Annotated in this window: 22 protein-coding genes and 1 tRNA gene; 15 read left to right on the top strand and 8 right to left on the bottom strand. The window is 55.8% G+C overall.

All coding sequences use genetic code 11. The features are described from left to right. Window positions 1–261: 261 nt before the first annotated feature. Window positions 262–337: transfer RNA gene (locus tag FE795_RS15440), tRNA-Phe, on the bottom strand. A 296-nt stretch (window positions 338–633) separates the two neighbouring features. On the opposite strand from FE795_RS15440, the gene hemA reads away from it, so the two are divergent. From hemA to FE795_RS15415, 5 genes are all read left to right on the top strand, one after another. Further along, window positions 634–1,908 (top strand): glutamyl-tRNA reductase, encoded by a 1,275-nt coding sequence (gene hemA, locus FE795_RS15435; RefSeq protein WP_219235226.1) that lies wholly within the window; start codon window positions 634–636, stop codon window positions 1,906–1,908. A 98-nt stretch (window positions 1,909–2,006) separates the two neighbouring features. After that, window positions 2,007–3,086, top strand: coding sequence for a peptide chain release factor 1 (gene prfA, locus FE795_RS15430; RefSeq protein WP_003804980.1), 1,080 nt, complete (start codon window positions 2,007–2,009; stop codon window positions 3,084–3,086). 2 nt (window positions 3,087–3,088) lie between these two features. Then, window positions 3,089–3,955, top strand: a complete 867-nt coding sequence (gene prmC, locus FE795_RS15425) for a peptide chain release factor N(5)-glutamine methyltransferase (RefSeq protein WP_219235225.1) — start codon at window positions 3,089–3,091, stop codon at window positions 3,953–3,955. A gap of 21 nt (window positions 3,956–3,976) precedes the next feature. Then, window positions 3,977–4,303, top strand: a complete 327-nt coding sequence (gene grxD / locus FE795_RS15420) for a Grx4 family monothiol glutaredoxin (RefSeq protein WP_003804985.1) — start codon at window positions 3,977–3,979, stop codon at window positions 4,301–4,303. Beyond that, window positions 4,300–4,881 (top strand): UbiX family flavin prenyltransferase, encoded by a 582-nt coding sequence (locus FE795_RS15415; protein ID WP_003804987.1) that lies wholly within the window; start codon window positions 4,300–4,302, stop codon window positions 4,879–4,881. The genes grxD and FE795_RS15415 overlap by 4 nt, the downstream gene beginning before the upstream one ends. Window positions 4,882–5,168: 287 nt before the next feature. Here the strand turns inward: FE795_RS15415 and ttcA are convergent, their stop codons facing one another. From ttcA to FE795_RS15400, 3 genes are read right to left on the bottom strand one after another with little or no spacing between them, the layout of a single operon-like run. Then, window positions 5,169–6,224 carry a tRNA 2-thiocytidine(32) synthetase TtcA gene (gene ttcA / locus FE795_RS15410; protein WP_003804989.1) on the bottom strand — a complete coding sequence of 352 codons (1,056 nt, stop codon included), beginning with the start codon at window positions 6,222–6,224 and terminating at the stop codon, window positions 5,169–5,171. A 60-nt stretch (window positions 6,225–6,284) separates the two neighbouring features. Continuing rightward, the gene (gene folB, locus FE795_RS15405; RefSeq protein ID WP_003804991.1) at window positions 6,285–6,644 is read right to left on the bottom strand and encodes a dihydroneopterin aldolase; all 360 of its coding nucleotides are present in this window, start codon (window positions 6,642–6,644) and stop codon (window positions 6,285–6,287) included. Between the two features lie 51 nt (window positions 6,645–6,695). Next, window positions 6,696–8,471, bottom strand: a complete 1,776-nt coding sequence (locus FE795_RS15400) for a M61 family metallopeptidase (protein ID WP_219235223.1) — start codon at window positions 8,469–8,471, stop codon at window positions 6,696–6,698. A gap of 34 nt (window positions 8,472–8,505) precedes the next feature. On the opposite strand from FE795_RS15400, the gene FE795_RS15395 reads away from it, so the two are divergent. The 10 genes from FE795_RS15395 to FE795_RS15350 all read left to right on the top strand — a co-directional run bounded on the left by FE795_RS15395 (window position 8,506) and on the right by FE795_RS15350 (window position 16,996). After that, window positions 8,506–9,282 carry an enoyl-CoA hydratase gene (locus FE795_RS15395; RefSeq protein WP_003804995.1) on the top strand — a complete coding sequence of 259 codons (777 nt, stop codon included), beginning with the start codon at window positions 8,506–8,508 and terminating at the stop codon, window positions 9,280–9,282. A gap of 344 nt (window positions 9,283–9,626) precedes the next feature. Beyond that, a complete protein-coding gene (locus tag FE795_RS15390; RefSeq protein WP_003804997.1) occupies window positions 9,627–10,052 on the top strand; it encodes an ATP synthase subunit I in 426 nt (141 codons plus the stop codon). A gap of 56 nt (window positions 10,053–10,108) precedes the next feature. After that, entirely contained in the window at window positions 10,109–10,990 is an 882-nt protein-coding gene (atpB, locus tag FE795_RS15385; RefSeq protein ID WP_003804999.1) for a F0F1 ATP synthase subunit A, read from the top strand. Between the two features lie 104 nt (window positions 10,991–11,094). After that, window positions 11,095–11,337, top strand: a complete 243-nt coding sequence (atpE, locus tag FE795_RS15380) for a F0F1 ATP synthase subunit C (protein ID WP_003805001.1) — start codon at window positions 11,095–11,097, stop codon at window positions 11,335–11,337. Window positions 11,338–11,490: 153 nt separating this feature from the next. Beyond that, window positions 11,491–11,961: a F0F1 ATP synthase subunit B gene (locus tag FE795_RS15375; RefSeq protein ID WP_003805003.1), complete on the top strand. Its 471-nt coding sequence runs from the start codon at window positions 11,491–11,493 to the stop codon at window positions 11,959–11,961. A gap of 14 nt (window positions 11,962–11,975) precedes the next feature. After that, window positions 11,976–12,515, top strand: coding sequence for a F0F1 ATP synthase subunit delta (locus FE795_RS15370; protein WP_003805005.1), 540 nt, complete (start codon window positions 11,976–11,978; stop codon window positions 12,513–12,515). Between the two features lie 35 nt (window positions 12,516–12,550). After that, window positions 12,551–14,092, top strand: coding sequence for a F0F1 ATP synthase subunit alpha (gene atpA, locus FE795_RS15365; RefSeq protein ID WP_003805007.1), 1,542 nt, complete (start codon window positions 12,551–12,553; stop codon window positions 14,090–14,092). Window positions 14,093–14,186: 94 nt separating this feature from the next. Then, window positions 14,187–15,095 carry a F0F1 ATP synthase subunit gamma gene (gene atpG, locus FE795_RS15360; RefSeq protein ID WP_003805009.1) on the top strand — a complete coding sequence of 303 codons (909 nt, stop codon included), beginning with the start codon at window positions 14,187–14,189 and terminating at the stop codon, window positions 15,093–15,095. A gap of 44 nt (window positions 15,096–15,139) precedes the next feature. Next, window positions 15,140–16,561, top strand: coding sequence for a F0F1 ATP synthase subunit beta (gene atpD, locus FE795_RS15355; protein WP_003805012.1), 1,422 nt, complete (start codon window positions 15,140–15,142; stop codon window positions 16,559–16,561). Between the two features lie 12 nt (window positions 16,562–16,573). Beyond that, window positions 16,574–16,996: a F0F1 ATP synthase subunit epsilon gene (locus FE795_RS15350; RefSeq protein WP_003805014.1), complete on the top strand. Its 423-nt coding sequence runs from the start codon at window positions 16,574–16,576 to the stop codon at window positions 16,994–16,996. 224 nt (window positions 16,997–17,220) lie between these two features. Here FE795_RS15350 and rfbD read toward each other — a convergent pair whose 3' ends face one another. From rfbD to rfbB, 4 genes are read right to left on the bottom strand one after another with little or no spacing between them, the layout of a single operon-like run. Next, entirely contained in the window at window positions 17,221–18,126 is a 906-nt protein-coding gene (gene rfbD / locus FE795_RS15345; protein ID WP_219235221.1) for a dTDP-4-dehydrorhamnose reductase, read from the bottom strand. Then, on the bottom strand, window positions 18,123–18,662 hold the full coding sequence (gene rfbC / locus FE795_RS15340; RefSeq protein WP_219235219.1) for a dTDP-4-dehydrorhamnose 3,5-epimerase: 540 nt from the start codon (window positions 18,660–18,662) through the stop codon (window positions 18,123–18,125). Before rfbC ends, rfbD begins: the two co-directional genes overlap by 4 nt. Window position 18,663: 1 nt before the next feature. Continuing rightward, window positions 18,664–19,476, bottom strand: a complete 813-nt coding sequence (rfbA, locus tag FE795_RS15335; protein ID WP_230406339.1) for a glucose-1-phosphate thymidylyltransferase RfbA — start codon at window positions 19,474–19,476, stop codon at window positions 18,664–18,666. A 50-nt stretch (window positions 19,477–19,526) separates the two neighbouring features. Further along, window positions 19,527–20,591 carry a dTDP-glucose 4,6-dehydratase gene (gene rfbB, locus FE795_RS15330; RefSeq protein ID WP_219235217.1) on the bottom strand — a complete coding sequence of 355 codons (1,065 nt, stop codon included), beginning with the start codon at window positions 20,589–20,591 and terminating at the stop codon, window positions 19,527–19,529. Between the last annotated feature and the right edge of the window lie 279 nt (window positions 20,592–20,870).

Raw genomic sequence — 20,870 nt, 5'->3', positions numbered from 1 at the left:
TCTTGCCGGCTGAGGGTACCAGACTGAGCCAAAGAGATGGAAATTCGTCGGCTGAGGCGATAGGAGCAGAACGGGCCTCCTACCGTTGATCGGATATCCAGCGCAGGCAATGCAACCGTTACCCCAGCAGCAACTGTAAGAGTGGGCTGTATCGGGCCAAGAAATGAGGAGCAAGCCGCGCAGACAGGGCATTTAGCCAGGCGCAACTGGAATGGAAAAACAAAAAGCCCAGTCGTTTGACTGGGCTTTTGCTTGAATTCTTGGTGGCCTGGGGCGGAATCGAACCACCGACACAAGGATTTTCAATCCTCTGCTCTACCGACTGAGCTACCAGGCCAACGTGTACTGCTCGGTAAAAATAGAACTATACCACGTTTTTTTATTTGTGCGCATAGTACAACAAAAATTTTATGCATCTTTTGAACTTCAAATGTGCCGTACCCCTAGGGGAGGGCCCTTTTCAAGCAAAAGCAGGCTGCATAAAGGAGTGCAATTGTAATCACAAAACGGCAATTCAAGTAACATTTTTGGCAAAAATCCGGCTTGCGGCGTAAAATCACTTATCTTTCATGCGTTTTGCGTCTGCGAAACTGCTTGTCTCGGTCTTTTTCGGGGCTATAGCCTGTACTGCTCATGTCTGTAGATGTTCTAACCTTCGGTCTGAATCATGTGTCCGCGCCGGTTGCCGTGCGCGAACGCGTTGCGTTTCCGATCGATGTGTTAAAGCCTGCGCTTGATACCTTGCGTGCCACTTTTGGCACCGGGGTCCGTGAAGCAGCTATTCTGTCTACCTGTAATCGTACCGAAATTTACTGTGCGGCCGAACCCCATGTGGCCGAGCGTCTTCCTGAGTGGATGGCGGACTTCAACAGCCTGCGTTCTGCCGAACTCACCCCGCACCTGTATCGCTACAACCAGAACGAGGCTGTGCGTCATGCGTTTCGCGTAGCCAGTGGCCTGGATTCCATGGTGCTGGGCGAGCCCCAGATTCTGGGGCAGATGAAAGATGCCGTGCGGGCCGCCAACGAGGCTGGTTCGCTGGGTACCTTGCTGCATCAATTGTTCCAGCGCACCTTCTCGGTGGCTAAGGAAGTCCGTACACAAACGGCGATTGGTGCTCATTCGGTATCGATGGCTGCGGCAGCCGTGCGTTTGGCGGAGCGTGTGTTTGGCGATCTGAGCCAGGCCAAGGTGCTGTTTATTGGTGCAGGCGAAATGATCGAGCTGTGCGCCACGCACTTTGCGGCGGTGAACCCCTGTAGCATCGTGGTGGCCAACCGCACTCAGGAACGTGCGGAAAGCCTGGCTTCGCGCTTTATGGGCAACACCATGAAGCTGGCAGATGTGCCCGACCGCTTGGCCGATTTTGATGTCGTCGTATCCTGTACGGCCAGTACCTTGCCCATTTTGGGCTTGGGCATGGTGGAGCGGGCCGTGCGCTCGCGTCGTCACCGTCCGGTGGTCATGGTCGACCTGGCTGTGCCCCGCGATATTGAAACTGAAGTGGGTCGCCTGGACGACGTGTACCTGTACACCGTGGATGATCTGGGCCGCTTTGTGCAGCGGGGGGCCGATGCCCGACAGGCCGCGGTGGTTCAGGCTGAGGCGATTATCGACACCCAGGTGCAGCACTATATGCACTGGCTCAGCAATCGTGCGATTGTGCCTGCCATTTTGAATGTGCAGGAATCGGTCGAAAAAGTGCGTCAGCACGAGCTGGAGCGTGCGCGCCGCATGCTGGCCCGTGGCGACGATCCGGCTGACGTCATCGAAATGCTGGCTCATGGGCTGACGCAGAAGTATATGCATGGTCCCATGGCTGAATTGACGCGCAGCGAAGGTGCTGAGCGCGAACAACTGCTGAATCTGTTGCCTCGCCTGCTGCCATCGACAACTCGCCGGCGTTAGCGTCCAGGCTGCTTTCTGTCCACCGACTTTTCTGCGGTGCAGCCTGATTGCTTTGAACTGCGCCCAGACCTTCTGATTTTCCCTTTAGGCTATTCCCTATGAAAGACTCTATGCGCAGTCGGCTTGAGCAATTGGCTCGTCGTCTGCATGAAGTGGATGCCATGCTTGCCGAGCCTGAAATTGCCGGCAATATGGACGAATTTCGCAAACTGTCGCGTGAGCGTGCCGAGCTGGACCCGGTTGTGACGGCGTTCAAAAGCTACGAAGCGGCCGAGGGTGATTTGCAGGCAGCCCAGGACATGATGACCGACCCCGAGCTGAAAGAAATGGGCGAGGAAGAATACAAGCTGGGTAAAGAGCGCATCGCGCAACTGGAAGACGAATTGCAGATTCTGCTTTTGCCTCGTGATCCGGACGATACCCGCAACGTGTTCATTGAAATTCGTGCCGGTGCCGGTGGTGATGAAAGCGCCCTGTTTGCGGGTGATTTGTTGCGCATGTACATGCGTTACGCCGAAAACTGCGGCTGGCGCACAGAAATCATGTCCGCCAGCGACTCGGAAGTGGGTGGCTACAAAGAAGTCATCGTGCGTATTGAAGGCCAAGATGTCTATGGTCGTCTGAAGTTCGAATCTGGTGCGCACCGTGTGCAGCGCGTGCCTGAAACCGAAGCCCAGGGCCGCATTCATACCTCGACGTGTACGGTGGCCGTGCTGCCCGAAGCCGAAGGCTTGGCTGAAATCACCATCAACCCCGCGGATTTGCGCGTGGATACCTTCCGCGCCAGCGGTGCCGGTGGTCAGCACGTGAACAAGACGGACTCAGCCGTGCGTCTGACCCACTTGCCGACGGGCCTGGTGGTGGAGTGTCAGGATGACCGCTCCCAACACCGCAATCGCGAGAAAGCCTTGCAGGTGCTGGCTGCGCGTCTGAAAGACAAGCAGCAGCGCGAGCAATCCGACAAAGAAGCCGCCGAGCGTAAAAGCCTGGTCGGTACGGGTGATCGCTCCGAGCGCATCCGCACCTACAACTTCCCGCAAGGCCGCATGACCGATCACCGTATCAACCTGACCTTGTACAAGTTGGGCTACATCATGGACGGCGACCTGGATGAGCTGATCAAGGCCTTGCTATCCGAACATCAGGCTGGCCAGCTGGCTGCCCTGGCGCAGGCGTGAGCATGAGCCTGCCCGGTGAGCCGGTCATGTCGCCCTTGGTCTTGCCTGCCGATATTCCCCGTACGCTGCGTGCCTTGCAGCGGCTCAGTCCTTTGCCGCGCCTTGAGCGCGACATGTTGTGGACGCAGGTGCTGGGGGTGAGCCGCTCTTGGTTGATCGCGCATGACACGGATGAGTTGCCGCTGGAAAAAATACAGGCTTATCAGGCGCTGGAGGCTCGCCGCCTGGCGGGTGAACCCATGGCGTATATCGTCGGGGTCCGTGAGTTTATGGGGCATGAGTTTTTGGTGTCGCCGTCGGTACTGATCCCGCGCCCTGACACGGAAATACTGGTTGAACGTGCGCTTGAGCGGGTGCGTGATATTCCATCTCCTCGCATTTTGGATATGGGTTGCGGCAGTGGCGCCATTGCCGTATCGCTCGCTCTGGCCCGTCCCGATGCCCATGTGGTGGCCAGTGATATCAGCACGCTGGTGTTGGCGCAGGCGGGCTTAAATGCGCAGCGTTTGTGTGGGAAAGTCGAGTTTTGTCTGGGGAGTTGGTACGATGCCGTGACAGGCCAGGAACCTTTTGACCTGATCGTGTCCAACCCTCCATACATTGCAGTGGATGACGAACATCTGGCGCAGGGCGATGTGCGGTTCGAGCCGCGTCAGGCACTGACCGATGGCTCAGACGGCTTGACGGATTTGCGTACAATAGTTCAGGGGGCCGGGCCGTATCTACGTCCGGGTGCTAGTCTTCTCATGGAACACGGCTGGGATCAGGCCGACCATGTGCAAAATATGCTGCGGCAGGCGGGGTTCAAACAGGTCATCAGCTATGAGGATCTGGCAGGAATCCGGCGCGTCACAGGTGGACAGTGTTAATTCTTTTCTTAAGAGAACATCATGAGTGAAGTTCAAGATTTCATCCGCGAAACCGTAACGGAAAACCCTGTTGTGCTGTTTATGAAGGGCACGGCTCAAGCGCCTCAGTGCGGTTTTTCCGCCCGTACCGTGCAGATTTTGCGTGCGGTCGGCCTGAGCCAGGTGGTTGTGGTTAACGTGCTGGACGACGCCGAAGTGCGTCAGGGCATCAAGGATTTCTCCAACTGGCCCACTATCCCTCAGCTGTATATCAAGGGCGAGTTCGTTGGTGGCTCGGACATTGTTTCTGAAATGTACGAGAACGGCGAACTGGAAACCATGTTGCGTGAGGCCGGGGCTCTGGAGTGAGAGCCAAGCGACGCCTGGTCATTGGCATGACCGGGGCCACGGGGGCCGTCTATACCGTGCGCCTGCTGCAAGTGTTGCAGTCCTGTCCGGATGTGGAAACCCATTTGGTCATCTCTCCCTCTGGGGTGCTGAACATTCAATACGAGCTGGATATCGACAAAAACGAGATCCAGTCTCTGGCCGATCAGGTGCATAACTTTCGTGATGTGGGCGCAACCTTGGCCAGCGGCAGTTTTCCGACTGCAGGCATGGTGGTTGTGCCCTGTTCGATGCGGACTTTGGCAGCGGTGGCGCATGGTTTGTCCGATAACCTGATTACCCGGGCGGCCGACGTCACCTTGAAAGAGCGTCGCCGTCTGGTGATGCTGGTTCGGGAAACGCCGTTTAATCTGGCGCATCTGCGTAATATGACGGCTGTGACAGAAATGGGCGGGATCATTTTTCCGCCTATGCCTGCGTTTTATCTGCGTCCCAAAAGTATTGACGATATTGTCGATCACACGGTGATGCGGGTGCTGGAATTGTTTGATATTCAGGTACCCGGTGAGCGCTGGGATGGCACGCAAAAGCCGAACTAAAGCCAGATAGCTGGACAGTAGGTACGAAAAGCCCCGATCGAAACCACCAGGACCTGGACGTCATTCCAGATGCCGGCGATTTCGATCGGGGCTTTTTATTGTCCGTCGCTTGTGTATTTGCGGACGGCAAGCAGATCAACAAGATGGGATGTCGGCTCTGCCGGCGCCGAGGGCCGCGCTGGCCCTGGGTTTCGAGAGATAAAACGATGGTCTGCTGTGCTACTTGGGTGCGAACTTCAGCCTGATCGCCCAGAAGGCTGCCGGTTTGGGAGCGCCGACCACTCGCGTTACTGTCCGGAGCGCCTTTTGCTCATGAACACAATCTGTTGCTCACCGGATGCTGCGGGCTTGGCAGGGGTGAAGGCATCCTGACGTACGGTAGGTGCGGCGTCGTCGGCATCCTCTTCAAATCCAGCGGCCAGCAGACTCTCTGGCAGATGATCGTCAAAATAATCCTGATCAAAGCCTTTATCGCCCTCCGGGTCAGCCTGGCCAGTCACCTTCAAGTCCGCAAAGTTATGCAGCTTGGGGTCCATCAGGTGGGATGGCACTACACGGGTCAAGGCGCCAAACACGTTCCAGGATCGGTGTGGGAATTTCTTGTCCCAGTCCGCAATCATGCGGTTGATTTCCTGTCGTTTCAGGTTCTCTTGTGAGCCGCACAGATTACAGGGGATGATGGGGAACTCTTTGAGCTTGGCGTAGGCGATCAAATCCTTTTCGGGCACATAGGCCAGTGGTCGGATCACGATGTGCTCGCCGTTATCCGACATCAGCTTGGGCGGCATGCCTTTCATGCGACCGCCATAAAACAGATTCAGAAAGAAGGTGGCCAGGATGTCATCGCGGTGGTGTCCCAGGGCAATCTTGGTGGCGCCCAGCTCCTTGGCAACGCGGTACAAAATGCCGCGACGCAGGCGTGAGCACAGCGAACACATGGTTTTGCCTTCGGCAATCACGCGCGTCACTACCGAGTACGTGTCCTGGGTTTCGATGTGATAGGGCACGCCCAGTTTTTCCAGGTACTCGGGCAGGATGTGGTCAGGAAAGCCAGGCTGCTTCTGGTCCAGGTTCACGGCCACGATGTCGAACTTGATGGGCGCGCGTTTTTGCAGGGTCATCAGTACGTCCAGCAGGCCGTAGGAATCCTTGCCGCCGGACAGGCAGACCATGACCTTGTCGCCTTCTTCGATCATGTTGAAATCACCGATGGCGCGGCCCACTTCACGCATGATGCGTTTGCTCAACTTGTTGTCATTGACGCGCTGTTTGCGTTCAGCCTTGCTGGCAAACACGGGGATGTCGGTTTCGGAAGAAGGCAGGGGGCTGGTGTCTTGGGACATAAGGGAAAGCGAAAGAGAGGTCATCGTGGCCCCGGCAAGAGGCGGGGCAAGGGCAGGGGCTTAGCGGCTACGCTCGATTTCAATGCCCACGGCATCGCAGTCGGCAAAGGCCTCGGGCTTGCTGGCGCGGATTTTAACGCGTTCCACGCTTGGGAATTCATTTTGGATGCGCTCTGCCAGCCGTTCGATCAGCGTTTCCAGCAGGTTCGTGTGCTCCAGGGTGCTGACCTCGATCAGCGCCTGGCGCAACTGCCGGTAATCCAGCACCGTGCCAATATCGTGGTCCTGGACGTCTTGGGTGATGGTGGTGTCGAACTCGGCGTCAATATGCAGCGGCTGGCGGTGAACCAGCTCGTGCTCGAGCATGCCAATCGAGGCTTGCACCACCAGATTGTTGATGAAAATACGGCGTGTGGTCATGGCAAAGGCAAAGTATCAGGCCCGCCGTGAGCGGCAGGCCCAGAAAAGAGGTCAGGAGGGGCGGCTCAGGACGCACTCGTCCAAAGCAGGGCGCGCCAGTTGCAGTGTGAAGCAGTGTAGTTCATCGCGGCGGAAGGCGTGGATCTGAACGGTCTGACCGGGCTCATACGCTGCAAGCAGACGTTCCAGACTGGCAGTGTCGCTGACACGCAAGCCGTCAATGGCCACCAGAGTATCCCCCGCAGATAGTCCGGCTTGATGCGCTGCACCCTCTGTAAAGACGGTAGCGAGCTGGCATTGCCCTGCGCTTTGACGCACACGGGCGCCCAGGTTGGGCAACTTGGAAGCGGCCTGCCATTCCAGCTTCAAGCCTTGCTCGGCCAGCCATGGCTTGAGGGGCAGGTCCTCGCAGCCTTCCACGTAGCGGGCGATAAAGTCTGTGGCGTCGTAACCGGTGGCTTCCAGAATCAGGGCGGGCATGGCGTCTTCGGGGATGCCGTGTGGCTTGCCCTGGTAGAAGTCACGGCCATAACGTGCCCACATCAACAGCATGACATCGTCCAGGCTCTTGGTTTGCTGGGTATGGCTGCGAATGCGCAAATCCAGGCCCAGTGCGATCAGGGCGCCCTTGCTGTAATAGCTGACCAGCGCATTAGGGGAGTTTTCATCCTGTTTGTAATAGCGCGTCCAGGCATCAAACGAGCTTTGCGCGGCGGACTGCTTGAAGCGTCCAGGGGCGCGCACAACGGCATTGATGTTTTTGGCCAGCAGTTTCAGGTAGTCTGCCTCGCTCAACACGCCCGAGCGCAACAGCATCAGATCATCGTAGTACGAGGTGAAACCTTCAAAGACCCACAGCAGACGGGTGTGGTTCTCGCGGCTCAGGTCATAGGGCGCAAAGGCTGCAGGTTTGATGCGTTTGACATTCCAGGTATGAAAATACTCATGGCTGACCAGTCCCAGAAAAGTCTGGTAGCCGGGGCTTTTTACCGACTTGTCCTGGCCTTGGGTGGGCAGATCGCTGCGCGAGGCGACTAGAGCAGTCGAGGCGCGGTGTTCCAGGCCACCGTACCCGTCCTCGGTCACCATGGTCATGAATACATAGCGCGAGCTGCAATCCAGAAAGGGGGCGCGTCGGGTGTCTGGTTCGAAGAAGGCGATCTGTTCGGCACAGATTTTTTCGACATCACGGGCGATACGCGGCAAATCCAGATTGGGGATGCGGCCGGTAAAGACCAGTTCATGCTCTGCGCCGTGTGCAAAGAAACTGATGACCTGGGGGGTGCCCATTTCAATGGGGTGATCGATCAGCTCGTCATAATTGCTGGCACGGTACACGCCAAATCCATAGCGTTGCGCGGCTCCCGGCACGCCAATGGCTTCGGGCAGGCTGGTGTAGACCTGCCAATCTTCCATGTCCTCATTGGCTACCAGTTCCAGCAGACAAGGCTGTTCAGTCTGACCCTCAACGGCCAGCAGGGCGCTGGTGCCATTAAAGAAGGCATGGGTCTGATCAATATGCGCGCCGCGTACGGACAGGTCCCAGGCGTAGACCTGGTACTGCACACTCAAGGGGCCTTGGCAGGGTTCGCATTGCCAGCGGTGATTGTCCAGCTTGCGGATGGAAACCGGTTCGTCGCCAGAGAAGGCGGCTATGCTTTCGATCTGACGCGAGAAGTCGCGGATCAGGTAGCTGCCGGGAATCCAGGCCGGAAGGCTCAGGATCTGGCCATCTGTTTGGGGGGAAGTGATCTGTATCTGGACAGTCAGGCGGTGGCCGGCGAGATCGGTCGGCTCGGCACGGTAAAGTACGGGTGTAGGTTCCATTCCCCTATTCTATTTAATTTTTCTGGGAGTCAGCATGAACGAACCCTTAGTCAAAGCAGAGGTGCATGGTCGTGTTGCTTTATTGACATTAAATCGGCCCAAGGCTTTGAATGCGCTCAATAACGAGCTGATCGCCGAGTTGTATGCCCTGTTGAAAAAATACGATGCCGACAACGAAATCGGTTGTATCGTGCTGACCGGTAATGAAAAAGCGTTTGCGGCCGGTGCTGACATTGGCGCCATGAAAGACTGGAATTACCACGATGTCAGCTCTCAGGATTATCTGGGAGGTCATTGGGAAGAGCTGCGCCGTTTCCGCAAACCTATCATTGCGGCCGTAGCCGGTTATGCCTTGGGCGGCGGCTGCGAGCTGGCCATGTTGTGTGATTTCATTATTGCGGCCGACTCGGCCCGGTTTGGCCAGCCCGAGATCAAGCTGGGGGTCATCCCCGGCTTTGGTGGCACACAGCGTTTGCCTCGCGCCGTAGGCAAGGCCAAGGCCATGGATCTGATTCTGACCGCTCGCATGATGAATGCCGAAGAGGCCGAGCGCTCGGGTCTGGTATCTCGTGTGGTGCCGGCCGACAAATTGCTGGAAGAGGCACTGGACGCCGCAACCGTTATTGCCAGCATGTCTTTGCCTTCGGTTCTGATGGCCAAGGAATGCGTGAACCGTGCTTTCGAGTCCTCGCTGGAAGAGGGTTTGCTGTTCGAGCGTCGCAATTTCCACGGCCTGTTTGCCACTGACGATCAGAAAGAGGGCATGCGTGCGTTTGTCGAGAAGCGCAAGCCTGAGTTCAAGCACCGCTAAATTTCTCAAGAACCGGTAAAACGGAGGGACGTGTTGTAAAATTGCTGCACTGCAATGTTACAAAATAAGCGTACCCCTTGATGTCATTGAGATTGCGAATATCAGCCTTGCATTAAGTATCAAACAAGCAAGGCTGAATTTGCTTACAACAAAAAAAAGACGCTATACTTTATGGGTTTGACGACAGCGGCTTTTAAAAGGGGCCGATAATATTGCGCGGATGGATTGGCTAGAAGCCTTTGCAGTGCATCCACCCACACAACGTTATCTGATTGTTTCCTACTATGAGCGAGCCGATTGATCAGCAAACAGGCACCCCAGCCAAGGTGCACCCAGCAGGAGATATGTCGCCCATTCCTGAACCCGTTGTACTGACGCCTGAGCAACGTAGCCGTATGGCTCGCCGGGCAGGGCAAGGAATTGTGCGTACACTTGCTGCCCAGGCTTTTATGGGCCTGTTGGCTATTGTTCTGTCGGCATGGATTTCCGGCGCATCTGCAGCAGCCTCAGCACTGATTGGTGCGGCTGCTTATTTTGTGCCTAACGCATTGTTCGCATTGCGTCTTTTGCTGGGTTTGATGGGCGGCGGCAACGCCGGAGCGCTCTCCTTTTTCTGGGGAGAGGCCTTCAAGCTTGGTTTTGCGGTATTGACACTGGCAACTGCTGCCATGGCAAATACAGGCTGGCTGGTCTGGCCTGCCTTGCTGTTTGGCCTGCTGTGTGTCTTGAAGGGATATGTGCTGCTGCTGTTTTTTCGCAAGCTGCCATAAGGGATTTTTGTTTCACGGGCTTGTCCCATAACGTATACATCACAGGGTAAATACAGATGGCTGCTGCTAGTGATATTTCGCCTCAGTCAGGGTACATCCAGCATCACTTGGTTCACTTGAACAACTTGGGTGAAAAACAGGATGTTCTGGCCAACTTCGGTGTCATTAACTACGACTCCATGTTCTGGTCCCTGCTGATGGGTCTGGTTGTGGTTTTCTTTATGTGGCGTGCTGCTTCGGCCGCTACAGCTGGTGTGCCAGGCCGCTTGCAGTCTTTTGTTGAAATGCTGGTTGACTGGGTTGAAGACCAGGCCAAATCCATTGTTCCCAATGCCGAGTCCCGCAAGTTCGTCTCGCCTCTGGCGCTGACGGTATTCCTGTGGATCGTCATGATGAACGTGCTGGACTTGTTGCCCGTTGACGGTCTGGGCTGGATTTTCATTCAGACTGGTCTGGCTTCCGAGCATGGCGACCCGCTGTACTACCACCGTATTTTGCCAACCGCCGACTTGAACGTGCCTATGGGTATGTCTCTGGGCGTGCTGCTGCTGATGTTCTACTACGGCATCAAGATCAAGCACCCCGGCGGTTTTGTCAAAGAGCTGTTTACTGCACCGTTCACCGCAAGCGGCCTGATGGCTGTCGTGCTTGCACCTTTCAACTTCTTGCTGAACTGCATCGAATACGCGGCCAAGTCTGTGTCTTTGGGGATGCGGTTGTTCGGCAATATGTTTGCCGGTGAACTGGTTTTCATGTTGATCGCTCTGCTGGGTGGCGCATGGACAGGGTTTAATGGCGCCAGCCTGGGACTGGGTATCGGTCACATTCTGGCCGGTTCTGTGTGGGCAATTTTCCACATTCTGATTGTGTTGCTCCAGGCGTTCATCTTCATGATGCTCACCCTTGTCTATATCGGACAAGCACACGAAGGCCATTAATCCGATTCCGACCGGGCAATGGTGTCTGGTTGGGGGGAGCAGGCCTGGCCTGCTAACGCTTTGATTTTTTTGAATTACACCTGATTTTTAACCAAGGAGTTGTCATGACCAACGTAGCTTTCGTTGCTCTTGCTTGCGGTATCATCATCGGTCTGGGCGCTTTTGGCGCTTGCATTGGTATCGCCCTGATGGGTGGTAAATATCTGGAAGCATCGGCTCGTCAGCCTGAACTGATGAACGCTCTGCAAACCAAGATGTTCCTGTTGGCCGGTCTGATCGATGCTGCTTTCCTGATCGGTGTCGGTATCGCCATGTTGTTTGCATTCGCCAACCCATTTGTTGGGTAATAAGGCGAGTCCGTTGCCATTCCTGGCAGACGGGCAGGCAGTCGTCGTTAGCGGTGTGTTGCTCGGTTTGATCATGCACCGCTTGTCGACTTGAACATACATGTGTCAGGACGCTAGCGCCTCCTACACACGTGGTATTGAAGGGATACGACCGTGAATTTAAACGCGACTCTCTTTTTTCAGATGATCGTGTTTTTCGTTTTGGCCTGGTTTACGATGAAATTCGTATGGCCGCCACTGACGAAAGCAATCGATGATCGTCGTCAGAAAATCGCTGATGGTTTGGCTGCTGCTGACAAAGGCAAGGCCGATCTGGCACAGGCCCAAGCGCGTATCAGCCTGATGGAAGCCTCGGCCAAGTCCGACAACCATCAACGTATTGTCGACGCTGAAAAACAAGCGACTGCTCTTTTGGAGCAAGCTCGTCGTGAAGCTGAAGCCGAAAAAGCCCGCATTATTGCGCAGGCCCAGCAAGACGCTAACCAGGAAGTGCAACGCGTACGTGAAGGTCTGCGTAGCGAAGTGGCTGCCTTGGCTGTCAAGGGTGCCGAGCAAATCTTGCGACGCGAAGTTGACGCGAATGCGCACGCCCAGCTGCTCGAGCAGCTCAAGGCAGAACTTTAACATCAAGGCAGGCCATGGCTGAACTATCGACTATTGCCAGACCTTACGCCGAAGCCCTGTTCGCCGCGGTACGCGACGACAGCCAGGGCCTCGAATCGTGGTCGGCCCTGTTGTCCGAAATGGCTCAGGTGGCCGGTCTCCACGATGTGCGCGAGGCACTGAACGATCCGCGCCTGAATAACGGGCAGCGACTCGAACTCTTTACGGGCCTGGTTAAGTCACAGGTCACCGAAAAGGCTCGCAACTTTCTTCAATTGTTGGTGGATAACCAGCGCATCTTGCTGCTGCCACAGATTGCAGAACAGTTTGATCTATTGAAACACCAACTCGAAGGCACGGCGCAGGCACAAATTATCAGTGCTTTCCCGATGGCTGAGGCTCAGGTTGCTGAGCTGACCGCTGGGCTGGAGAAAAAGTTTGGCCTGAAGCTAAAACCGACTGTGACCGTCGACGCTGACCTTATCGGCGGTATTCGGGTAATTGTTGGTGACCAGGTGCTCGACACTTCCGTGCAGGCCCGGCTGGCCAGCATGCGCGATACGCTGACCGCATAGCGCGAGTCAGTAAACAGGATTTCAGGAGTCTGAACATGCAACTTAATCCGTCCGAGATCAGCGAACTGCTCAAGAGCCGCATCGAAGGCCTGGGTGCGTCGACTGACGTTCGTACACAAGGCACGGTCGTATCCGTGACCGACGGTATTACGCGCATCCACGGTTTGTCCGATGTGATGCAGGGCGAAATGCTCGAATTTCCGAACAACACGTTCGGTCTGGCCCTTAACCTCGAGCGCGACTCTGTCGGCGCCGTGATTCTGGGTGAATACACCGGTGTTTCCGAAGGCGACGCAGTTAAAACAACTGGCCGCATTCTGGAAGTACCTGTTGGCCCCGAACTGCTGGGTCGTGTGGTTGATACCCTGGGTATGCCTATCGACGGCAAGGGCCCGATCAACGCCAAGATGACTGACGTCATCGAGAAAGTGGCTCCTGGCGTTATTGCCCGTGAGTCCGTCTCCCAGCCCATGCAGACCGGCACCAAAGCCGTGGACTCCATGGTGCCAATCGGCCGTGGTCAGCGCGAACTGATCATTGGTGACCGTCAGACCGGTAAAACTGCCGTGGCTGTGGACACCATCATTGCTCAAAAGGGCAATGGCGTTAAATGTATCTACGTTGCCGTGGGCCAAAAAGCCTCCACGATCAACAACGTGGTGCGCAAGCTCGAAGAGCACGGTGCTCTGGAGTACACGATTGTTGTGGCCGCCTCGGCTTCCGAGTCCGCCGCCATGCAATACCTGGCTCCTTACTCCGGTTGCACCATGGGCGAATACTTCCGTGATCGTGGCGAAGACGCCCTGATCATTTATGACGACTTGACCAAGCAAGCTTGGGCCTACCGTCAAGTATCCCTGTTGCTGCGTCGCCCACCAGGCCGTGAAGCCTACCCTGGCGACGTGTTCTACCTGCACTCCCGTCTGCTCGAGCGTGCTGCTCGTGTGAACGCTGAGTACGTGGAAAAATTCACCAACGGTGAAGTGAAAGGCAAGACCGGTTCTCTGACCGCACTGCCCATCATTGAAACGCAAGCCGGTGACGTTTCCGCTTTCGTTCCAACCAACGTGATTTCGATTACTGACGGTCAGATCTTCCTGGAGTCCGACCTGTTCAACGCTGGTGTACGTCCCGCTATTAACGCCGGTATTTCGGTGTCCCGTGTGGGTGGCGCTGCTCAAACCAAGGTCATCAAGAAACTGTCCGGCGGTATTCGTACCGACTTGGCTCAGTACCGTGAATTGGCTGCGTTTGCTCAGTTTGCTTCCGACCTGGACGACGCAACCCGTCGCCAGCTGGAGCGTGGTAAGCGCGTGGTCGAACTGCTCAAGCAGCCCCAGTACCAGCCTCTGGCGGTGTGGGAACTGGCCGTGAGCCTGTACGCTGTGAACAACGGTTACTTCGACGATCTGGAAGTCGCTCAGGTTCTGCCTTTCGAAAAAGGCCTGAAAGATCACCTGCGCAGCAAGTTCGCTGCTCTGGTTGAGCGTATCGAAAGCAAGAAGGAACTGGTTAAAGAAGACGAGGCTGAGTTGGTTACAGCCATCCAGGACTTCAAAAAGCACGGCGCTTTCTAATCATTGTTGGCAGGCGCCGGAAACCCCGGCGTCATGATTAGCGGGAGTCGACAACCTAGTCGGGCTCCCGATAATGCCCTTACAGGAAAGTGTGATGGCCGGAATCAAGGAAATTCGTACTAAGATCAAGAGCGTGCAAAACACGTCCAAGATCACCAAAGCCATGGAGATGGTGGCGGCATCCAAGATGCGCAAGGCGCAAGAGCGGATGCGTGCTGGCCGTCCCTATGCAGATAAGGTGCGCGAGATTGCTTCGCATCTGATGCAGGCGCACCCCGACTACACTCACCCCTACATGGTTGAGCCCGCCGAAGTCAAATCGGTAGGTATCGTGGTTGTCAGCACGGACAAAGGTCTGTGTGGCGGCCTGAACACCAATATTCTGCGTCTGGTACTTGCGCGTGTTCGCGAGTTTGAAGACAAAGGTATTAAAGTTCAGACGACGGCTCTGGGTGGTAAAGCCGCGGGAACATTGGCGCGTGTGGGTGCCAATCTGGTTTCTCAGGAAGTGGGTTTGGGCGATGCGCCTAACCTGGAACGTCTGATTGGCGCTATCAAGGTGCAGATCGACGACTTCGTGGAAGGCCGCATTGATGCTGTTTATCTGGCGACCAGCCGCTTTGTCAATACGATGAAGCAGGACCCAACATTTATTCGCTTGTTGCCTCTGCCTTCCGGTCTGAAAGATCCTTTCCAGGCTGGTGATCAGGTAGTCGCTCAAGAAAGCGTCAACTCTTCCGAATACGGTTGGGATTACATCTACGAACCCGATGCCAAGTCGGTTATTGATGACTTGTTGCTGCGTTACGTAGAGGGTCTGGTGTATCAGGCCGTTGCCGAGAACATGGCCTCCGAGCAGTCTGCTCGTATGGTGGCGATGAAAGCCGCTTCGGACAACGCCAAGACCGTTATTGCCGATCTTCAGCTGGTCTATAACAAGACTCGCCAGGCAGCGATTACGAAAGAAATCTCTGAAATCGTGGGGGGTGCCGCCGCTGTGTAATCACGGCAAGGCACACCATCAAAGTTATATTGCAAGGACTCAACATGAGCAACGGTACCATCGTTCAGTGCATCGGCGCCGTGGTGGATATTCAGTTCCCCCGCGACAGCATCCCTAAAGTCTACGAAGCATTGACGCTCGTTGACGAAAGTTCGGCTTTCGCAGAAAAAGGCCTGACTTTTGAAGTACAGCAACAATTGGGTGACGGTGTAGTTCGCACCATCGCCATGGGTTCCAGCGACGGCCTGCGCCGCGGTATGGAAGTGGCCGGTTCGGGCGCTCCCATCTCCGTTCCCGTGGGTGTTGGCACCCTGGGTCGCATTATGGACGTTCTGGGTCGCCCCATTGACGAAGTCGGTCCTATCCAGTCCGACGAGCGCCGCGCCATTCACCAGCCTGCACCTACTTTCGACGAACTGTCGCCTTCCGTAGAGCTGCTGGAAACCGGTATTAAGGTGATTGACCTGGTTTGCCCGTTTGCCAAGGGTGGTAAGGTTGGTCTGTTCGGTGGTGCCGGTGTGGGCAAGACCGTGAACATGCTGGAGCTGATCAACAACATCGCCAAGGCACACAGCGGTCTGTCCGTGTTTGCCGGTGTGGGTGAGCGTACCCGTGAAGGTAACGACTTCTACCACGAAATGGCCGATGCTGGCGTTATCCAGATGGACAACCTGAGCGAGTCCAAAGTGGCCATGGTGTTCGGTCAGATGAACGAACCTCCAGGCAACCGTCTGCGTGTGGCACTGTCCGGCCTGACCATGGCCGAGAAGTTCCGTGACGAAGGCCGTGACATCCTGTTCTTTGTGGACAACATCTACCGCTACACGCTGGCCGGTACCGAAGTGTCCGCTCTGCTGGGTCGTATGCCTTCCGCAGTGGGTTACCAGCCTACGCTGGCCGAGGAAATGGGTAAGCTGCAAGAGCGCATTACCTCCACCAAGACCGGTTCGATTACGTCCATTCAGGCCGTTTACGTTCCAGCCGATGACTTGACTGACCCATCGCCTGCTACGACCTTCTTGCACTTGGACTCCACCGTTGTGTTGTCGCGTGACATTGCTGCTCTGGGTATTTACCCCGCTGTGGACCCTCTGGACTCCACCAGCCGTCAGCTTGATCCACAAATCGTGGGTGAAGAGCACTACGCAGTGGCTCGCGGTGTTCAGCAAACGCTGCAGCGCTACAAGGAACTGCGCGATATTATCGCCATTCTGGGTATGGACGAATTGTCTCCTGAAGACAAACAGGCCGTTGCCCGCGCCCGTAAGATCCAGCGCTTCCTGTCTCAGCCTTTCCACGTGGCTGAAGTGTTTACCGGTTCGCCTGGTAAGTACGTTCCACTGGCTGAAACCCTGCGTGGCTTCAAGATGATCGTCGACGGCGAGTGTGATGCTCTGCCAGAACAGGCGTTCTACATGGTCGGTTCCATCGACGAGGCTTTCGAAAAAGCCAAGACTATTCAGTAATAAGGATTGCTCATGGCTAAGCTTCATGTTGACGTGGTCAGTGCCGAAGAATCGATCTTTGCTGGTGAGGCAAAGTTCGTGGCGCTGCCCGGCGAGGCTGGAGAATTGGGTATTTTGCCCGGTCACACTCCCCTGATCTCGCGGATTCGTCCCGGCACGCTGAAGATCGTTATGGACGATGGCAGCGAAGAGCACATCTTTGTCGCTGGCGGCATACTCGAGGTTCAGCCTGGGAAAGTCACTGTATTGTCGGATACCGCGATTCGCGCACACGACTTGGATGAAGCAAAGGCGCTGGAAGCCCGCAAACATGCGGAAGAGGCCCTGCGCAACACCAAGGACAAGGCCGATATCGCTGTTGTGGAAGCCGAGCTGGCCATGCTGGCCGCTCAGGCAGCCGCAGCACGTCGTTTGCGTGACGTGCGCAAGCACTGATCCAGACATCGGCAGTGTCCGAGAAAAAGCCACCCCCAGGGGTGGCTTTTTTGCGTCTGGAGGGGGCTCAGAGGGGCAGCAGCGATCACACTGACAATGATGCTGATTGCCCCGCTGGGTGAGAAGAGATGGGGGCTTCAAATTCGAATCTGGCGTACAAGCCTAGGCTTGGTCTTGTTGTCTGCCGGGTTTGAGTTGCTCAGACAGGGTGTTTCATGCCCGGGTTAGCGGGTTTTTTGCAGAAACAAAAGGCTGTGTTCAATTCCCTTGCGCCAGTCTCTTTCTATAGTGTCCTTGCCTAGCAGGGCGTCTACACGGTCTTGCTGCAGTCCTGATTGGGCAGGTCGTCGGGCAGGTGTCGGGTAGTGGCTGGCCGGGATGGGGGTGAGTGTCGGCGCGGTGCCCAGCAAGCCCAGCTTGACCGCTTGTCCAATGATTTCCTGGGCGAAACCGTACCAGCTGATGCAGGGAAGGCCAGAGAAATGGACAATGCCTGTAAGCGGTAACGAGCCTGTGTCTGAACTTGATGCAAGCAGCCTTTCTGCCAGCTGCAAGACGATCCGCGCCAGATGGGGGGCATAGGTCGGACCGCTTGTTTGATCATCTACGAGGCTCAATTCCGAGCGTTCCTGAGCAAGCGTCAACAGACGAGTCAGAAAGTTGTTCCCAAATGGGCTGAACACCCGGCTGGTACGCAAAATGAGGGCCGAGGGCAGGGCGCGCAGAACGGCTTGTTCCCCTTCTCGTTTGCTATGTCCATAGACACTGATAGGGTTGGTCGGCGCGTCTTCCGCATATGGCTGAGCGGCCAGACCATCAAAAACATAATCGGTGGAAAGGTGCAGCATCTGAATACCGCGCTCGGCACAGACCGACGCCATCAAGCCCGGAGCGATCGCGTTGACTCGGTATGCCCGTTCGACATCGGTTTCAGCGTTGTCTACCGCGGTGTAGGCGGCAGCGTTGATCACGATATCTGCCTGGTGGCGATCCAGGGCGCGTTCAAGACAGGCGCGTTGCGTGACGTCGAGTTCCTGATGCCCCAAAGATATGAGGTGCAAGTGGGTGGCTTGCTGGGTGAGTGCTTGACCGAGTTGGCCGTGCCCACCGCTGATCAAAATCCTGGTCATGGCCGCAGAAATTGCTCCAATCCCGGGTGCATTTTGTCTTTGGCAGACAGGATGGGGTTCGGAATGGGCCAGTCGATGCCTAACCGTGGGCAGTCCCAGGCCAGCCCACCTTCATCGTCGGGTCGATAGTAGTCCGTACATTTATAGCTGACATCCGCCTCGGCACTGAGCACACAATAACCGTGCGCATAGCCAGGCGGGACCCACAGCTGTTTGTGATTGTCCTGGCTGAGTTCTACGCCAAGATGGTGTCCGAATGTGCTGGAGTGGGGGTCTATATCAACGACGACATCAAATATGGCACCGCGCGTAACGCCAATCAGCTTGCCTTGAGGCCTGGTCCTTTGAAAATGCAGTCCTCGTAGAACGCAGGCCCTGGAGCAGGACTGATTGTCCTGTACAAAGACACTGTCTATGCCGGCCAGCGTTTGATAGCGAGCCGCATTAAAGCTTTCCTTGAAATAGCCTCGTTCGTCGTGAAAGACGCGCGGCTCAATAATCAGAACGCCGGGTAAAGAGGTGGTATGAATGTGCATATCATGGGTGCAGCAAGCGGGCCAGATATTGCCCGTAGCCTGTTTTTTCCAAGGCCTGGGCCTGGGCCTGCAGAGCGGATCTGGGTAACCAGCCCTGATTGAAAGCAATTTCTTCCAGACAAGCCACTTTCAGGCCTTGACGGTGTTCAATGGTACGAATAAACGAACCCGCCTCCATCAAACTTTCGTGAGTGCCTGAGTCCAGCCACGCAAAGCCACGCCCGAGTATGGAGACATGTAGCGCATTCAAACGGAGATAGGCGTTGTTGATGTCGGTAATTTCCAGCTCGCCGCGAGCCGATGGGGTGACTTGGCGGGCTAGGTCCACGACCCGATTATCGTAAAAATACAGGCCGGTAACGGCAAGGTGAGATTTGGGCACCATCGGCTTTTCTTCAATCGACAGGGCTTTGCCTTCTGCATCTATTTCTACAACGCCAAAGCTTTCCGGATTGTTGACGGGATAGCCGAAAATGGTGGCGCCTTCAGCGCGGCTGCGGGCGGTGCGCAGCATTTGGCTAAAGCCATAGCCGTAGAAAATATTGTCGCCCAGAATCAGGCAGACGGACTCCTTGCCGATAAAGTCCGCTCCGATCAGAAAGGCCTGAGCCAGACCGTCTGGTGAGGCCTGCTCGGCGTAGGAAAGTGTTATGCCAAAGCGGGAGCCATCACCTAGCAGGCTCTGGAAATTAGGCCGATCTTCTGGGGTGCAGATAATCAGAATCTCCCGTATTTCCGCAAGCATGAGTACGGATAAGGGATAGTAGATCATCGGCTTGTCGTAGACAGGCAGTAAGTGCTTGGACACACCCATCGTAATCGGATGCAGGCGTGTACCTGAGCCCCCCGCCAAAACAATTCCTTTCACACCTGTTTTCCCAGACGGTCCAGACGGTAGGCGCCGCTTAGGATGCGTTCCCACCAGGACGTGTTTTCAAGATACCAGCGTACGGTTTTGCGCAGGCCCGTCTCTATGCTTTCTTGAGCCTGCCAACCAAGCTCCCGCCTTATTTTACTGGCATCAATGGCATAGCGCTGATCGTGACCGGGTCGATCCTCGACAAACGTAATCAGGTCTGAATAAAGGGCCAGGCCTGCCGGTTTGCGAGGGCAAAGCTCCTCAAGAATGGAGCAGATCGCCTGTACTACCTCCAGATTTCTCCGTTCCTGGTTTCCCCCGATGTTATAAGTCTGACCTATCTTTCCCCGTGTGGCCACGGCGATCAGGGCACGCACATGGTCCTCGACGTACAGCCAGTCGCGTACTTGGTCTCCTTGCCCATACACCGGTAAGGCTTGGCCTTTAAGGGCACTGAGCACCATATGGGGAATCAGTTTTTCCGGAAATTGATAGGGGCCATAGTTGTTGGAACAGTTGCTGATGACGACCGGCAGACCATAGCTGCGATGCCAGGCCCGCACCAGATGGTCGGAGCTGGCTTTGCTGGCCGAATAAGGGGAACTGGGGTTATAGGCGGTCGTCTCGGTAAAGAGTGCATCCGTTTTGCCCAGATCACCATAGACCTCGTCCGTGGAAACGTGATGAAAGCGAAAATGCGGCTTGTCTCGCGTGCTCAGTCCTTCCCAATACTGGCGACTTTGCTCAAGCAAGGTGTAGGTGCCCACGATATTGGTTTGAATGAACTGGGCAGGTCCGTCGATAGAGCGGTCAACATGTGACTCTGCAGCTAGGTGTATGATGATATCCGGCTTGAATTGCTGTAGATGCGTGGCTATCTGCGCAGCGTCGCAAATATTGGTTTGATGAAACGTGTAGTTTGGATGCCCCTGCACTTGTGCAAGTGATTCCAGATTGCCGGCATAGCTCAACACATCGAGATTCAGGATGTGGTGGTCGCTGCTTTGAAGCAAATGCCGGATAAGCGCGGAGCCAATAAAGCCGGCGCCGCCTGTCACAAGAATACGCATAGTTGGAGTGGGCGCGTGGGGGTGAGCTGGGAACTGCGCAACGGTCATGATACGGTAAACCCTCAAAGGGCGTAGGCGGCCAGGTGTTTGCCTTCACCCAGTTTGCAAGATAGCAGACATTCAAGCCTGGGGTGTCAGTCCGATTTCTTGAGTTTTCGGCCAGGGGTTGTTGTACGGGCGTATATAAATCAAGGACCGCTACGCAGTTACACGGTTAGTTGCTCTCTTTGAACGGCACGCCGGGTGTTACGGCGATTATAATTTGTTACGTCGCTTTTA

Source organism: Alcaligenes ammonioxydans (assembly GCF_019343455.1).
Lineage (GTDB): Bacteria > Pseudomonadota > Gammaproteobacteria > Burkholderiales > Burkholderiaceae_B > Alcaligenes > Alcaligenes ammonioxydans.
Note: the sequence above shows the minus strand (reverse complement) of the source record. Positions and strands in the feature narration are given on the sequence as shown.

Excerpts from the sequence above, each read along its gene's own strand:
- hemA (WP_219235226.1), top strand. The coding sequence starts at position 634 with ATGTCTGTAGATGTTCTAACCTTCGGTCTGAATCATGTGTCCGCGCCG.
- prfA (WP_003804980.1), top strand. The coding sequence starts at position 2,007 with ATGAAAGACTCTATGCGCAGTCGGCTTGAGCAATTGGCTCGTCGTCTG.
- prmC (WP_219235225.1), top strand. The coding sequence starts at position 3,089 with ATGAGCCTGCCCGGTGAGCCGGTCATGTCGCCCTTGGTCTTGCCTGCC.
- grxD (WP_003804985.1), top strand. The coding sequence starts at position 3,977 with ATGAGTGAAGTTCAAGATTTCATCCGCGAAACCGTAACGGAAAACCCT.
- ttcA (WP_003804989.1), bottom strand. The coding sequence starts at position 6,224 with ATGTCCCAAGACACCAGCCCCCTGCCTTCTTCCGAAACCGACATCCCC.
- folB (WP_003804991.1), bottom strand. The coding sequence starts at position 6,644 with ATGACCACACGCCGTATTTTCATCAACAATCTGGTGGTGCAAGCCTCG.
- FE795_RS15400 (WP_219235223.1), bottom strand. The coding sequence starts at position 8,471 with ATGGAACCTACACCCGTACTTTACCGTGCCGAGCCGACCGATCTCGCC.
- FE795_RS15395 (WP_003804995.1), top strand. The coding sequence starts at position 8,506 with ATGAACGAACCCTTAGTCAAAGCAGAGGTGCATGGTCGTGTTGCTTTA.
- FE795_RS15390 (WP_003804997.1), top strand. The coding sequence starts at position 9,627 with ATGTCGCCCATTCCTGAACCCGTTGTACTGACGCCTGAGCAACGTAGC.
- atpB (WP_003804999.1), top strand. The coding sequence starts at position 10,109 with ATGGCTGCTGCTAGTGATATTTCGCCTCAGTCAGGGTACATCCAGCAT.
- atpE (WP_003805001.1), top strand. The coding sequence starts at position 11,095 with ATGACCAACGTAGCTTTCGTTGCTCTTGCTTGCGGTATCATCATCGGT.
- FE795_RS15370 (WP_003805005.1), top strand. The coding sequence starts at position 11,976 with ATGGCTGAACTATCGACTATTGCCAGACCTTACGCCGAAGCCCTGTTC.
- atpA (WP_003805007.1), top strand. The coding sequence starts at position 12,551 with ATGCAACTTAATCCGTCCGAGATCAGCGAACTGCTCAAGAGCCGCATC.
- atpG (WP_003805009.1), top strand. The coding sequence starts at position 14,187 with ATGGCCGGAATCAAGGAAATTCGTACTAAGATCAAGAGCGTGCAAAAC.
- atpD (WP_003805012.1), top strand. The coding sequence starts at position 15,140 with ATGAGCAACGGTACCATCGTTCAGTGCATCGGCGCCGTGGTGGATATT.
- FE795_RS15350 (WP_003805014.1), top strand. The coding sequence starts at position 16,574 with ATGGCTAAGCTTCATGTTGACGTGGTCAGTGCCGAAGAATCGATCTTT.
- rfbD (WP_219235221.1), bottom strand. The coding sequence starts at position 18,126 with ATGACCAGGATTTTGATCAGCGGTGGGCACGGCCAACTCGGTCAAGCA.
- rfbC (WP_219235219.1), bottom strand. The coding sequence starts at position 18,662 with ATGCACATTCATACCACCTCTTTACCCGGCGTTCTGATTATTGAGCCG.
- rfbA (WP_230406339.1), bottom strand. The coding sequence starts at position 19,476 with ATGGGTGTGTCCAAGCACTTACTGCCTGTCTACGACAAGCCGATGATC.
- rfbB (WP_219235217.1), bottom strand. The coding sequence starts at position 20,591 with ATGCGTATTCTTGTGACAGGCGGCGCCGGCTTTATTGGCTCCGCGCTT.